This is a genomic window from Vibrio genomosp. F10 str. ZF-129 (genome assembly GCF_000287055.2).
Taxonomy (GTDB): Bacteria; Pseudomonadota; Gammaproteobacteria; order Enterobacterales; family Vibrionaceae; genus Vibrio.
Genome location: NZ_AJYQ02000118.1, coordinates 1 through 14,051 on the forward strand (window position 1 = coordinate 1; position 14,051 = coordinate 14,051).

Annotated in this window: 8 protein-coding genes; 3 read left to right on the forward strand and 5 right to left on the reverse strand. The window is 43.7% G+C overall.

Features of this window, described 5'->3' with window-relative positions:
- Positions 1–263: 263 nt before the first annotated feature.
- The 3 genes from A1QO_RS15010 to A1QO_RS15020 are packed head-to-tail and all read right to left on the reverse strand — an operon-like array spanning position 264 to position 5,180.
- Entirely contained in the window at positions 264–1,526 is a 1,263-nt protein-coding gene (locus tag A1QO_RS15010) for a sigma-54-dependent transcriptional regulator (protein ID WP_017034972.1), read from the reverse strand.
- Entirely contained in the window at positions 1,513–3,873 is a 2,361-nt protein-coding gene (locus A1QO_RS15015; RefSeq protein ID WP_017034973.1) for an ATP-binding protein, read from the reverse strand. Before A1QO_RS15015 ends, A1QO_RS15010 begins: the two co-directional genes overlap by 14 nt.
- The gene (locus tag A1QO_RS15020; protein ID WP_017040887.1) at positions 3,870–5,180 is read right to left on the reverse strand and encodes an ABC transporter substrate-binding protein; all 1,311 of its coding nucleotides are present in this window, start codon (positions 5,178–5,180) and stop codon (positions 3,870–3,872) included. The genes A1QO_RS15015 and A1QO_RS15020 overlap by 4 nt, the downstream gene beginning before the upstream one ends.
- Positions 5,181–5,464: 284 nt before the next feature.
- Between A1QO_RS15020 and A1QO_RS15025 the strand changes: the two genes are divergently transcribed.
- Positions 5,465–6,841, forward strand: coding sequence for an MFS transporter (locus A1QO_RS15025; RefSeq protein WP_017034975.1), 1,377 nt, complete (start codon positions 5,465–5,467; stop codon positions 6,839–6,841).
- A gap of 79 nt (positions 6,842–6,920) precedes the next feature.
- Positions 6,921–8,384 carry a pyruvate kinase gene (gene pyk, locus A1QO_RS15030; protein ID WP_017040886.1) on the forward strand — a complete coding sequence of 488 codons (1,464 nt, stop codon included), beginning with the start codon at positions 6,921–6,923 and terminating at the stop codon, positions 8,382–8,384.
- Positions 8,385–8,626: 242 nt separating this feature from the next.
- Here pyk and A1QO_RS15035 read toward each other — a convergent pair whose 3' ends face one another.
- Positions 8,627–10,627: a HAMP domain-containing methyl-accepting chemotaxis protein gene (locus A1QO_RS15035; RefSeq protein WP_017040917.1), complete on the reverse strand. Its 2,001-nt coding sequence runs from the start codon at positions 10,625–10,627 to the stop codon at positions 8,627–8,629.
- 196 nt (positions 10,628–10,823) lie between these two features.
- Positions 10,824–12,059 carry a patatin-like phospholipase family protein gene (locus tag A1QO_RS15040; protein ID WP_017040884.1) on the reverse strand — a complete coding sequence of 412 codons (1,236 nt, stop codon included), beginning with the start codon at positions 12,057–12,059 and terminating at the stop codon, positions 10,824–10,826.
- Between the two features lie 491 nt (positions 12,060–12,550).
- Between A1QO_RS15040 and A1QO_RS15045 the strand changes: the two genes are divergently transcribed.
- Entirely contained in the window at positions 12,551–13,789 is a 1,239-nt protein-coding gene (locus A1QO_RS15045) for an L-lactate MFS transporter (protein WP_017034980.1), read from the forward strand.
- Positions 13,790–14,051 lie beyond the last annotated feature (262 nt).

Here is a 14,051-nt window from a genome sequence, read left to right on the forward strand (position 1 = left end):
TGAGGTAATAGCCATTATACGATGCACGCACATCGCCTTAACGACACTGATAATGCCACATCTAATTGAAAAGAACAGCGTTTTATCACGTGTTCAGGTTCGACTGATGAAGTTATCACCACTTAGGTTGCCTAGCGTTGCTTTTATAATCACTTAGAAGCTTTACAACACAACGCTCTCAATCAATAGCCACGAAATCATACTTGCTTAAAATCATGAAGAGTAAAGTCAATGAGCCCTTCTATCATACGAGTTGTGTCGGGCTAGCGGCTTTTGTATGACTCTTTATCTATTCCATGCTTTTTCATTCTTAAATACAGTTTTTTCCTCGGCACTTGCAGATAGCTTGCAGCATCACTGACTCGCCCTGAGTGCAAAAACAATGCATCTTCTATCACGCCTTTTTCATAATCATCAACCAGTTCATCCAGTGCGAGTTGTGTTTCCTCTTGAGTGTAGAGCTTTTCTTGACCCGTGAGTTTAATAATACCTACCGCGTAAAGTTCTGCTACATTACGAAGCTCGCGCACATTTCCCGGCCAACGGTGGCTTCGCAAAACAGATAAATAACTCGGGTCGACTTTAGGTACACTTTTTCCGAGTTTAATGCAGCTTGATTTTAGGAAATGGTGGAACAGCACGGCAACGTCATCTGGGCGAGAGTGCAATGAAGGCATTTCAATGACACCTTGATTCAACACGTAATAAAGCTCTGGGACCAGTTTGGCCGCGGCTATGAGCCGCTGTGGATCTTGATTGAAAATAGCAATCACCTGCAAAGGCTGTTTGTTTCTTTCTTTCTCAATAATCGCTTGAGCCAAAATGCGTTGGCAAGGCTCGCTCATCTGCTCAATATTGTCGATTAACCAAGTTGTTCTTGTTTCACCGCCGATTTCTTGAGTGAATAAATCACAATCAGTGCAAGACTCCGAACTGACACGAAATACCTCTTTAGTTTTGAAATCGGTGAGATCATGAATTAACTGCCCAACTAAGTGGCGGCCAGTTCCCGTTTCACCCCAAACGACAACATGGTTTTTTAGCAAAGCAAATTGAGATATACAGTGACGAATATGCTCAAGTTGAGCTGAATGACCGATTAAGCTGCGGTCAATACTCGACGCCATGGCCTTCTTCTGCTCTATGAACACTTTTCGAAAGCTTAACTGCTCTTTAACCATTTCTAACAATTGAGCGGGGTTAATTGGTTTTTCTACAAACTCACATGCCCCTACTTTAAGCGCTTCAACGGCCATAGGAATATCGCCATGGCCCGTAATAACGATCACCGGAATACGCTCATCTAACCGCTTAATTTTTTGTAACAGTTCTAGCCCATGCATCTGTGGCATGTACATATCGAGCAGCACCACACCCGGCCAATCGGTGTAGAGATGTGGGCTTACCAAGGTAGGATCTGCCACAGGTTTTGCAGTTAAACCTGCAAGTGACATAAGGTGCATGTATGAATCCAAGACATCTTGATCATCATCCACCAATAAAACAGAGTAGTTAGGATAGATCATAAGGTAACTCCAAAAGTACTAATGCTCCTCGGTTCACACTGGATCCAAGATAAATGTGGCCAGAGTATTTCTCTATTAGCGACCGACTAATACTTAAGCCAAGTCCCAGCCCCACTTCTTTCGTCGTGGTAAATGGTGTGAACAATTTTGAGACAATATCTGGCTCAAAACCATTCCCGTTATCTTCAATAGCGATAGTGTGGTAATTAGGTGAGCTGTAAAGGTGGTAGATAGAAACGTTACGCGATTCTGGATTTGACTCACTAACCGCATCACATCCATTGACCATTACGTTAATGAGCACTTGTTCTAGAGCCAACGCACTGAAAGCCACACGAAGATCTGGTTCTACTCGGTTTTCTAGGGTAATCATTTGACGCTTGGCTTTGGTATTAACGATACTCATTGCCTGCTCAACTACGTGATGAATGTGCAATGACTCTGGCGCTTGGTCTCCATCTGGCTTTTTGGCAAAACTGCGTAAACTGGTAATGACCTTATTCATTCTGTTGGCCAATACATCCACCTGGTGTAACGCTTGATTCATTCCAACGATATCTTTGCCCTCACTGGACAGTTTTGCACTGTATAAGTATGTCGACATTGCATTGAGAGGCTGATTTAACTCGTGGGCCAAACTTGTCATGGTTTGCCCTACAACGGCCATTTTTGCTGCTTGAATCAACTCACCTTGGGTTTGCTTAAGGTTACGCTCGGCCAACTCGCGTTCGCTCACCTCTTTTGATAAACGCTGATTTTTTTCAATTAAATCGTGCGTTTTTTCATCCACCAACTTTTCTAATTCTCGAGCAGTCAGCTCTTGCTGAGTCACGTTAGTAATGGTGATAATTATTTTGTTCAACTGACCATGAGAGAACTGATGGAAATCGAAATGCAAATAGCATGGCTCTGCATGGCCAACGCTGAAAGTGAGCTCGTCTTGCCCATGAGTTCGCAGTTTCCCTTCACGAGAAAATATACGCGCCAAATCTAGTGGATTATCAATATCTAATATTTCCCAAATTGGCTTATGACCAGAGTCTTCATCTGTTGCGAGCAATCGACGTGCGCTCAGGTTTAATGACTCCACATTGCCTACTAGATCACAGGTCAACAAGCTTGCGGATGTGTTGTTAATTAGGCTAACAGCGTTAGTGCGCTGAATTTCTTTGACACTTTCACCATACTCAATCAGTTTTTCACTAATACGCCCAATTTCATCTTGGCCATCCACTTTAATCGGGTAACTTAGGTCACCTCGTGTTATTGCATCAATGCTGGTGCTCAGTGCCGTCAAACGAGCAACGATGCGGCGGTTAATAAAGTAATAAGTCAAAAACAGCGACATCAAAATTGAGACACTAAAACACACGAGCAATACATGGTTACCATACGACACCAATCTGGCTGTCTTTTTCTTTACATCGACAAAACTTTCATCCGCTAGACCAACCAGTTGCCCTATTTGCTGATGGATTTCATTTAGTTGAAAATCAATTCTATGGTTTAACCCATTAATCCTTTGGTTTGTCGACACTTTGTCTAGGATTTGCGAGTAAAAGGCCCCTTCAGGAGACAGTAGGCCCGTTAACTCTTCAAGCAACTGTTGGTAAGCAATCGCAGTAGGCAGCACCACAATCACCTCACTGATCTCGCTGAGATCATTCAATTTATACTGAACCACTTTTGCTGCATTGTGCACTTGCCCTAGCTGTTGCGCGTCCATTACATCGCTGATGATCGTAAACACACTTGATTCGAGGTCCAATATTTGTTGTATCGTACGTAGTTGCTCAAAGGCGTTATTGCGCCTTTCTCCCGCATTATAACGCTCAATTAACCAGTGCAATTCTTGGCGAATGGGCATGAGCTCCGCGTCAATATCTTGATTTAACCAATTTAATTGCTCTTTGAGCTGATTGATCTTTCGGGTTTGCTCGACTCGGTGTAAGACTAAATCACTATACTGACCTAAGGTGTTTTCAAGATCCAAGTAAAGCTCAGCTAGGTTTGTACCTCCAACATCATTGAGACCACCTTGATTATGGTCGCTTAAGGTACGTTTAATTGACTCTATTAGGGTTGATAAAGTTGCAATCTGATCATTGAGCTCGACCATGTTAGTGATCGTCGGTAGCAATTGAACCTGGTATCGAATTTCGCCACTTCGACTCTCAAGCAAATAGCTGGTGTTGTATTTAGGAACACTTTGTTCAAGTAACTCACTCACTTGATCATCTAGCTGATTCCAAGTTAACCAGGCCACCACACTTACCACCGTCAAGAGTATAGTGGTGCCAGTGAATGCCAACACCAGCTTGGCGCCAATCGTACTCCATTTATTCATTGGTCGTACTCTTGTTGCAGTTCTTGTTGCAATTGACTGATGCGCTTAGCAACATTGGTCAAATTGGCGCTATATTGGCCGCCAAATCGATAGCTAAACTCCGCCAACATCACACGCTCTATACCACTCGACGCGATATCCTCTTTTACTTGTTCTCTCATTGTCGCTGAATATGCAGCGACCTGTTGTTCTGATATTGGCAATTGAAACAACTGGGATTGTAGCCGTTCAAGCTCTTTACTCACCTTTGAATTCGGTTTCGACTCTTGTTTGAGCCTCATTAAGCTAAACCACGCATCTTGTAGTTCTGGCAGCCGTTTCGTGATGGCTTCATCAAAGATCATGTTGACCAACTTCTCTCGCCTCATGACTGTATTAAGTTCGATGCCTGGAATGTCGCTGCTGAATAATGAAGGATCAGCAATCGCATGCTTTGAAAAACGGGTTTGTAACATGTTGGTTTGAACTTGTTTAGACAATAACAACTCGACAAACTGCTGAGTCGCGACACTATCAACAGGTTGATGCACTACCCCCACATAAGTCGGCATCAAGGTGAAGTCTTGATCATAGCCAAATTCGACATGACTGAATTGATTGGCCAGCACCAATGCATAACTGTCAATACTCGGCCCAATCGCAAACTGGCCTTTTGCCACGTAATCACTCACACCAAAACTACGCGATGAGATAGATCCAAGATTAGCGCCAACATTAAGAATGATCGACCAACCTTTTTCCCACCCGTATCTTTTTAGAATACTTTCGATCATCATTTGCGTCGTGCCAGATCGGCTCGGCGTACTCATTGTCAAATGGCCAAAATAATCAAACGAGGTCAGGTCAATGAAACGTTTCGGTTTGTTCAGACCGTTGGCGTTAAGATAGTCATTATTCCAAACCAAACCCGCCCCTGAATAACCAACGCTGGTGACTTTATTTTGTTCAGGTAATACAAACTGGCTCAGCCAATCCGGTACCTCATTAGAGAAATCCACCGTGGCTAGCTGATTCCGCTTGTTAAGCTCTTGCATTAAAAACGGAGAAGAACTGAGTACGACATCGACATCTTCAATATAGGTTTTGTTGAGCATTTGAATAGCAGATTGAGTTCGGCGGTGGATCAATTTGATATCCACAAGCGGATGGTGCTTTTGATATTCTGCAATCAATTCAGCCATAGGTTCACTAGAAAACGTAGTCAAAATGACCAGTTGCTCTTGGTTTGCGAAACTCAACGAGCTAAACAGCCCAAGAACGGTCAACCATATCGAACGAATAATCGTTCGTGCATTCTGTATACCCACGTCACAAAGTCCCTTAAAAGTGTGCGTCAATTCAAAATTCGCCAACAAGCTAATAATTAGGCCATTTATCTATTGGGTCAAAGCCGACACAACGCTTTATCCCGATAGACATAATTCTATCAGTTAGCGGCCTATTCGCGGACTTAAAAGCGCCATTTTTAACTCATGCCAAACTAAAGTTTGAGTCATTTTCGTCTCAAAAGTGGCTTTTTGTAACTCTTACCCTCGCTCGCCATGATGCCCCGGACAAATTAATTATCGTCAATTTATCGGAGTAAAACATCATGTTTGATTTTTTCAAAACCCGTCCGGACAAGCCCTTGTCCGACGGAAATAAGCAGGCCATGCAAAAGCGGTTCAAACGCTATCAATGGGAAGTATTCCTAGGCTTAGTATTCGGCTACGCAGTATTCTACGTGGTTCGAATGAGTTTAGGTGTCGTAAAAAAACCGATGCTTGATGCTGGAATCGTTTCCATCGAAGAGCTTGGTATTATGGGTTCAGCCTTCTTCTTTACTTATGCAATAGGCAAATTCTCGAACGGCTTCCTTTCTGACTACGCCAATATTGGCCGCTTTATGTCGTTTTCATTGCTCCTGTCTGGTGCAACAGCGATCGTAATGGGCCTTAACACTACCGGTTTCTTTTTCGTTCTGCTTTGGGGCTTAAACGGTTGGTTCCAATCAGTAGGTTCTGCACCTTCTTGTGTGTCTCTATTCCAGTGGTTCTCACCAAAACAGCGTGGTAGTCGTTACTCTGTTTGGGGTGGTTCTCGTAACATTGGTGAGGGTATCACTTGGATTCTAACCGCGACATTAGTGAGCTACTTAGGTTGGCGCGCAGGTTTCATCGGTGCTGGTATTGCAGCCATTGCAGCCGCGCTATGTATGTTCTTTGCGCTAAAAGACCGTCCTCAAACTTATGGCCTACCTGATGCGGCAACGGCATTTGACGAAGACCCTGAAATTAAGAAAAAGAACGATCCAAAAGAAACTCGACGTGCACAACTGTTTATTCTTAAACAACCAACCATGTGGCTTATTGCTATGGCATGTGCGGCAATGTATGTCTCACGTTATGCGATGTCGTCTTGGGCTGTTCTGTATTTACAAGAAGTGAAAGGCTACTCACTGATCGATGCTGGTTTTGCTATGTCGACCTACCCAATTGCAGGTCTGGCGGGCGCTATATTATCGGGCATTATTTCTGACAAAGTGTTTAACGCTAATCGTCATATCCCAACCTTACTTTACGGAATTGCCAACATCGCAGGTATGTGCCTGATGTTCTTCGGACCAGACCACCGCATGGTTGACGCAGTGGCTCTTGGCCTCATCGGCTTTGCTATCGGCGGTCTAGTGGTATTCCTTGCTGGCCTTACAGCTTGTGATTTGATGCCGAAGAATGCGGTTGGTGCAGTAAAGGGCTTCATCGGGCTGTTCTCTTACATGGCCGCATCCGCTCAAGAAGTGGTTTCAGCTTCGTTGATTAACATTACTGAAGTCGATGGTGTGACGACGTACGACTTCACTCAAGCTCAGTACTTCTGGCTAGCAGCAGGTGTGGTTTCACTGGTTCTGGCGCTCACAGTATGGAACGCTAAAAAAGTCGTGGATATTGATGAGTCGGAAGGCGAACTCAAACCAAGCACAGCAAGTTAATGACATATTGAGGAGTCTTAATTGGCTCCTCTCACCCATTTTCTTCCAACCTTTCAATTATGTCGTTATAGGTAAGCCCATGAATAAAACAAAAATTGTCGCAACCCTTGGCCCCGCAAGCCAAGATGCCGAAACATTAACAAAAATGATTAAAGCAGGCGTCAATGTTGTTCGACTCAATTTCTCTCACGGGAATCAAGAAGACCACATAGCAACCGCGCTTAAAGTAAGAACCATCGCCAAACAACTGGGGAAATATGTCGGTATTCTCGTTGACCTACAAGGCCCTAAAATTCGTATTTCGGGTTTTGAATCTGATTCTATCTACCTGAATCAAGGGGATACTTTTTACTTAGACGGGAAATTAGCGCCCAATGCCGGAACCCAGCATTCTGTTGGTTTAGATTATCCTCAACTGATTCAGGATTTGGAACCTGGCAATATTCTTCTATTGGATGATGGTCGTGTTCAATTGGAAACCTTGTCAGTCGATAAAGTAACGCAAAAGGTGGAAACTCGAGCGTTAAATGGCGGCAAGCTGTCAAACCGCAAAGGCATCAACTTATTGGGCGGTGGTTTATCTGCACCAGCATTGACCACCAAAGATAAACAAGACATTGCCACCGCAGCGGTGATTGATGCCGATTTCCTTGCTGTATCATTTCCACGCAATGCAGACGACTTGCACGATGCTCGTGCTATCGCTGTGCGATCAGGTTGCAACGCGCAAATTGTGGCTAAAATTGAACGCGCTGAAATTGTGACAGATGCAGATTCAATGGACAAAGTGATAGCCGCTTCAGACATTATAATGGTGGCACGTGGTGATCTTGGTGTAGAAATCGGTGATGCTCGTCTCCCGTCAGTTCAAAAAATGCTTATTTCTCGCGCTAAGCATCTTGGAAAACCTGTCATTACAGCAACTCAAATGATGGAATCTATGATCGAGAATCCACTACCAACTCGCGCAGAGGTTATGGATGTCGCTAACGCTATAATAGACGGCACAGACGCTATCATGTTGTCAGGAGAATCTGCAATGGGGTGCTATCCGGTAGAAGCCGTTGAAGCCATGGTGAGAGTGGCTGAAGGTGTCGAAACCGAAAGCTTATGCGCTGATGCATGTTGGCAAAAAATTCAGCAGTTATGCAGCGACAACAGCAAGAGTTTTGCAATTTCGTCAATGATTTCAGCTGCACGCTCAGAGCAAGCGCTGGGGGTTGCTGTCTACACGGAAAGTGGAGAGACGCCTTTGCTGATGTCTCGCTGCCAAAGCCAAGCAGTGATCTGGGCGCTGAGTAACGATGAGAAATTGCTCGCGAGAATGAGTATTTTGCGCGGCGTTGAAGCGATTTACCTCAACACCACCCACTCATCGTCGGATGATACATCGATCATTGTGCCACTGCTAAGTCGTGAACTGGAAAAACGTAATATCTCTTCCCTTCTTATTTCTCGTTTTGAATCGGTTGAAAACGTCGGTGATATCAATATTAGCCAGTTGATTCAAATCAAACCAAGCACTTGCATTACTGCCTGTTAAAGGCGGTTAGTTTCCCTCCCCCACCCCTCGCTCCACAGGGATTTTAGGGATTTTGGCCTACCTTCGGGTAGGTCCTTTTTAACAATAACCACTGTTTTTTGGCTGAAGTGACGTTAACGTTGCTGAAATGCTGAAATGCTGAAAACCATAAAATCACTTCACCACCAAAACGCATCTCTCATTAATCCACAACCTTAATTGAAATATGAATCAAAATGGCGAAGGGTCACGCATAACAAAAGTTACACTCGCGTAAACTGGTCCATTTCTGTATTGAGTTCAACCACCTGCTCTTTCACCGTCACCGATGTCGCATGAGTACTTTCTGCAATTCTCGATACATCGTCTATTGAACTGGACACCTCGCCCATTAAAGCGTTAATAGCTTGAGTAGAATCCGACTGTGCTTCTGCTGCGTTCGCGAGTTCTGACATCTCATGACTTAGCATCTCTATTTGCTTAACCGTTGACACTAATTTTGCAACGGCTAGTTCTGTGTGTTGTGCGCCTTGCTGAGCCAAACTCTTACTCGCTTCAATCTCATCAACTACCGATGATGTGGAGGCTTGGATAGCATCGACAATTTGGTTTATTTCGGTTGTCGATTCTGTTGTTCTTGTCGCTAGCAAGCGAACTTCATCGGCGACAACGGCAAAGCCTCGCCCCTGCTCTCCCGCTCGAGCAGCTTCTATTGCGGCGTTTAATGCGAGTAGGTTCGTTTGCTGTGCAAGACCTTCAATAACTTCCGTCACCCTACCAATCGCTTCGCTTTCACGACTAAGCGTCGTCACCTCGGCACTGGCTTGTTCAATGGTTGAATATAGCTTTTCGACCGTTTGTTTATTTTCGCCCAATGCCTCTGAACCCTGGCTGATTAGCTCGCTCGACTGGGCCAGTGTTTTCATCGATTGATCCGCATGATGAACCGTGGTTTGTGCCGATTGGGCCACGTCATCCAATTGCTGAACGATTTGATGAATGTCCTCTTTTTGCCCAGAAACCTGACTGAGCGTCTCTTGATTGGCTGTCAGTAAGCCTGAAATGCTGTCATCAACTTGATGAGCTTTGTCTGTCACACCTTGAACAATGCCAGCTAACGATTGATTCATTCGATTAATAGAGTCGGTTAAACTGGCCAATTCATCGTTGCCTTCAACATCAAGGGCCGGTTGTGATACATCGCCACTCGCTATTAATTGAGCTCGTTGAGAGATACGGCTAATTCGCCGACCGATATTACGCCCCATAAAATGTGAAATGGTAAAAGCTGCAACAAGCGCTATTAATCCTGCTGAGATCAGTAGTCCAATCACGCTAGAAATAGCACTAAATATCTCTTGGCCTGTTTTATCCGCTTGCTGCTGTTGGGTTACAACGAGGTTTTCGAGCGATACTTCAAGTGTTCGCGCGGCTGGGATAAGCTCATCCGCCATTTTTTGATTTGCTCGGTTCCATCCCGCGGACTTTCGCAGTTCAACGACTTCTTGTACCAATGGGAAATAAAGTTGCTGCATTTCATTAAACAACGTCCACAGGACGACGTCGCTACTGTCTAGCAGCTCCTTTTTAGATTCGATCTCTGCAACGGATTTTTCATGAACGTTTATAAAATCAGCGTACTTATTAAGATGAACTTGTTTCCCATACAGCAAAAAGTCTCGCATTGAAGCCAACGCGTTTGAAAGGGAGGTATAGCTATCCGCGTATAGTTTAAACAGGCGTTTTCGTTCTTCGCCTTCCTTATTTGATGATTCTTCATTAATCAAACCTTGAATTTGATCAAGTGCCACTTCAGCGATAGGCGCAGCTTCGTTAATGAATAAGCTATGAGCCGGAAGGTTTTCATCACTGTGGCTAAGATCGGTGATCTCTGTGACTAAGCCCTTTAGTTGGATCCATTGACCACTTATCTGAGCAAACTCTTCCTCCGAGATCAACACTTCGAGAGTGGGTAATCGTTCATCGGTAGACGCTATTATTTGATTTAATGTGTCCAATTGCTCTGCGCCAACCTGTTCGTTATCGCCCAGTAGCATAAAGGCGCGAACCGTCGAGAGCGTTGCTTGAACGGATTGTTGCAGTGAACGACTGGTGTCTACAGTCGGTAAATCGGACTGAAGAAGTGAATGTGTCTGAGCTTCAACAACGGTTACGCTACGGTATGCAAAAAATGCGGATGCGATAAAAAGTACTGCTAGTAGCAGAAAACTAAGCTGCAACTTCCCTGATATCGAGAGTTTCATCCTTTAACTCCTATATTTAACCAATAGGCCAATATAGCTGTATTGAGCTAAATATAACATCGTTATCGCTGCTTTTATGAAACATTCCCGTCACACCATTCTTACAAGTAATTATTTTATAGTGACTTATCTGGCTAACCAATAGCTAACTCACTAATAGTTAACTCGCTGACAAACAACTCGCTACTGCGTCAGCTTATAACGAAGTCGAGCACCGAGATTCTATTTGGCTACGTTGATTGATAATGAACTCTTTCCCTGCCAGCAAGCCTTGCTGGTAGTCACTGAGAATATCATCTTTCCCACTGAGTAGGCCTCGACTTGAAAGTGGGTTTGCCGGTGATATTTCATGTATGACGATACCTTCAGGAGGCCTATTCATGAACTCTTTGACCGATTCATGGTTAAGATAATGAGAGACTAACATCTCCATTTTCTTTGAACTACCCCCTGAAAAATGCCCTTTCTTCGATTGCTCTTTCAGCAAATTAGCCAGCTTTTCTACTTCTGGCACCCAATTAATATTGCCTGACTTTCTTAATAATGAAGGAGTAGATAATGAAGGCATGGTTAATGAGGGGACCGCTAATGAAGGGTAATTTGACTTTACCCGTTCAACCGCTTGAGAAAACTGCTGATGAAACTCATTCAAACGAGACACATGCCCAACTAAGCCATACTTTTCAACAAACTGATCAAAGCCGCTTTCTATGCCAAGAGAAAATTGGGAAGGCGGTTTGGGCTGCGATTGATTTTCGTTAGCCAACGGCTTTTCGTTAACAAGTAGCTTTTCATTGGCAAGCTGCTGCTCATTAACAAATGGCGTTTCATTCATAATAGGTTCAGTGGTGATAACGACCAGTTCTGTTGCGCCACGTCGATACGCTTCATGTACAGGAATCGTTGATGTCACGCCCCCATCAACCCAAGTTGCACCATCAAATTCAATGTCATCAAAATAGAGAACGGGAATCGCACTGGTTGCACGTAAAATATCAAACCAATTGTCTTCAAAAATCGGGTAGTAATAATCTTTAAGCTCTTCAACGTGTGTCACACAGGCCAGCGCTTCTCTTTTACGACCAAGATGAAGTTGTTCTAGTTTCTCTTTTCCTTTTTTTATGTCTAATGGAAACTCCCCACTTTCCACAAATTGAAACGCCCAATCCAGATCCATCGGCTGCTGTTTATTCACAAACTTATTGAAATCAAAAAAACGCTGATTCGTGGTGTAGTTCATTATAAAATCGAGTGCCAAACCCGTTTGACCAGCGATGAATGCCGCGATGTTTAACGCCCCAGCGGACGTACCCAAATAGAGAGAAAACGGGTCATACTCTTGTCGCTTAAATTGATCCAAAACACCTGCCGCGAAGGCGCCTTTTTGACCGCCACCCTGAACCACTAAAGCACTTACTGTTGAATCAAGCATGAGAACCTCTATTTACTATTTCGGGAAACTAGATAGACCGTATTTTATGGTTTAATTGGGGATATCGACACTCACATGAGCATAAACATTAACGCAGAGTCGAGAAAGCCTAACCTTGCAACTCTTTATAGCAAGATCACAAAGAATAAATTAACTGAGGCTTCATTACCCACTTGCATCAATATTATTTATACTGATTTTGCTATCCAGCAAATTATAATAAATCCACGATAAAACAAAGTGTTAATTCTACAAATAATTCATTGCATCAGTCTTGACAATACTCATACCGAACACATAGTTTTAACAACTGCTTCAATTATTTAACACATTGAAATTAAATGATTATTTGATAAAAAAAGAGATTCCAATCACATTTATATTGGTTATAATCCGCGCTCTTTGCGTTAATTGTTGATAAACGCAAACTAATTTTGAAGAAATACCTTTAATCACTTCCTCGATACGTCGAGGCAACACTGGAATAAATAATGAGCAAGATCGATAAAGCTATGCGTATCCTACTAGCGGGATTCTGTATCAACCTTTGTCTTGGCATCCTGTATGCTTGGAGTGTATTTAATAAAGCACTGGTTACTGACTTTGGTTGGAGCGCGGCGGATGCTTCTTCTCCATACGCTACGGCTACCATCACTTTTTCTATCTGCCTTCTAGTCGCCGGTATTCTTCAAGATCGCATGGGGCCACGTAAGATCCTCATCTTAGGTACCTTGCTGACTGGCCTTGGCATGATTGCGTCTGGTTTTGTTCATTCGGTACTCATGCTTAATATCACCTTTGGTGTCATCACCGGGGCAGGCATTGGTTTCGGCTATGCGTGTTTGTCTCCTTCAGCCATGAAGTGGTTTCACCCATCTAAAAAAGGCATGGTTAACGGCTTAATTGCCGCGGGATTTGGTCTTGCTGCTATCTACTTAGCCCCGCTCACTTCAATGCTTATTACCGACCTAGGTATTAACACGGCATTCATGATTCTCGGAACAGGCGTTTTACTCATTGCCGTTCCATTAGCATGTACCATCAATAACCCTGATGAAGACTACGTACCAGCAGAGCCAAAAGTAAAAGCAGGCCAAGCTCCAATCGTTGTTAAAAAAGCGGCTGACATCAACTGGAAGACAATGCTGAAAACCCCTCAGTTTTATTCACTTTGGGTGATGTATGCGTTTGCAGCATCAGTGGGCTTGATGGTGATTGGTAACATTACTAACATTGCAAGTGTTCAGGCAAATCTACCAAATGCGGTTTACTTAGCGTCTATTCTTGCTGTATTTAACTCTGCAGGTCGTGTTGGCGCTGGTATGTTGTCAGACAAAATTGGGGGTGTTCGCACCCTTCTTCTTGCCTTTATCCTGCAAGGCATCAATATGGTGTTGTTCGCGACATTCGATTCTGAATTTACACTCATTATTGGTACCGCTATTGCCGCGGTTGGCTACGGCACATTGCTCGCAGTCTTCCCATCACTGACTGCGGAATATTACGGCCTAAAAAACTACGGTACCAACTACGGCGTGCTCTACACAGCATGGGGCATTGGTGGTGCACTAGGCGTTGCTGTTGTGGGGTATTCTATGTCTCATAACGGTGGTTACAGTCTAGCTTATACGATTTCTGCTGCAATGATGGCTGTTTGTATTGTTCTAGCATTTGTTACTAAACCTGTGAAAGAAGTGTCTGCAGACCAATTACAAGCGGTAAGCGCATAATCGTTATTGATACCTCACTATTTGAAATGGCCCGACCTTGTGTTGGGTCATTTTCTATCCGCTTTCAACTCTTCCTTTCTATACCCTCGCTACGTGTTCATCTTGCTATACTTAATACATATGGCTTAATACATATGGCTTAATAGTTATTGCTTGATCGTTATGACCCATAGCTAGATTTTTATGATCAAATTTCCATGGCTATTTCCATGACGAGAGTGACTTGAGCAACGATGGGTAACTCACGCTGTATAGAGTCAAG

Bases quoted from the DNA above. Each gene is read 5' to 3' on its own strand.
- A1QO_RS15010 (WP_017034972.1), bottom strand. From the start codon at position 1,526: ATGATCTATCCTAACTACTCTGTTTTATTGGTGGATGATGATCAAGAT.
- A1QO_RS15045 (WP_017034980.1), top strand. From the start codon at position 12,551: ATGAGCAAGATCGATAAAGCTATGCGTATCCTACTAGCGGGATTCTGT.
- A1QO_RS15035 (WP_017040917.1), bottom strand. From the start codon at position 10,627: ATGAAACTCTCGATATCAGGGAAGTTGCAGCTTAGTTTTCTGCTACTA.
- A1QO_RS15040 (WP_017040884.1), bottom strand. From the start codon at position 12,059: ATGCTTGATTCAACAGTAAGTGCTTTAGTGGTTCAGGGTGGCGGTCAA.
- A1QO_RS15025 (WP_017034975.1), top strand. From the start codon at position 5,465: ATGTTTGATTTTTTCAAAACCCGTCCGGACAAGCCCTTGTCCGACGGA.
- pyk (WP_017040886.1), top strand. From the start codon at position 6,921: ATGAATAAAACAAAAATTGTCGCAACCCTTGGCCCCGCAAGCCAAGAT.
- A1QO_RS15015 (WP_017034973.1), bottom strand. From the start codon at position 3,873: ATGAATAAATGGAGTACGATTGGCGCCAAGCTGGTGTTGGCATTCACT.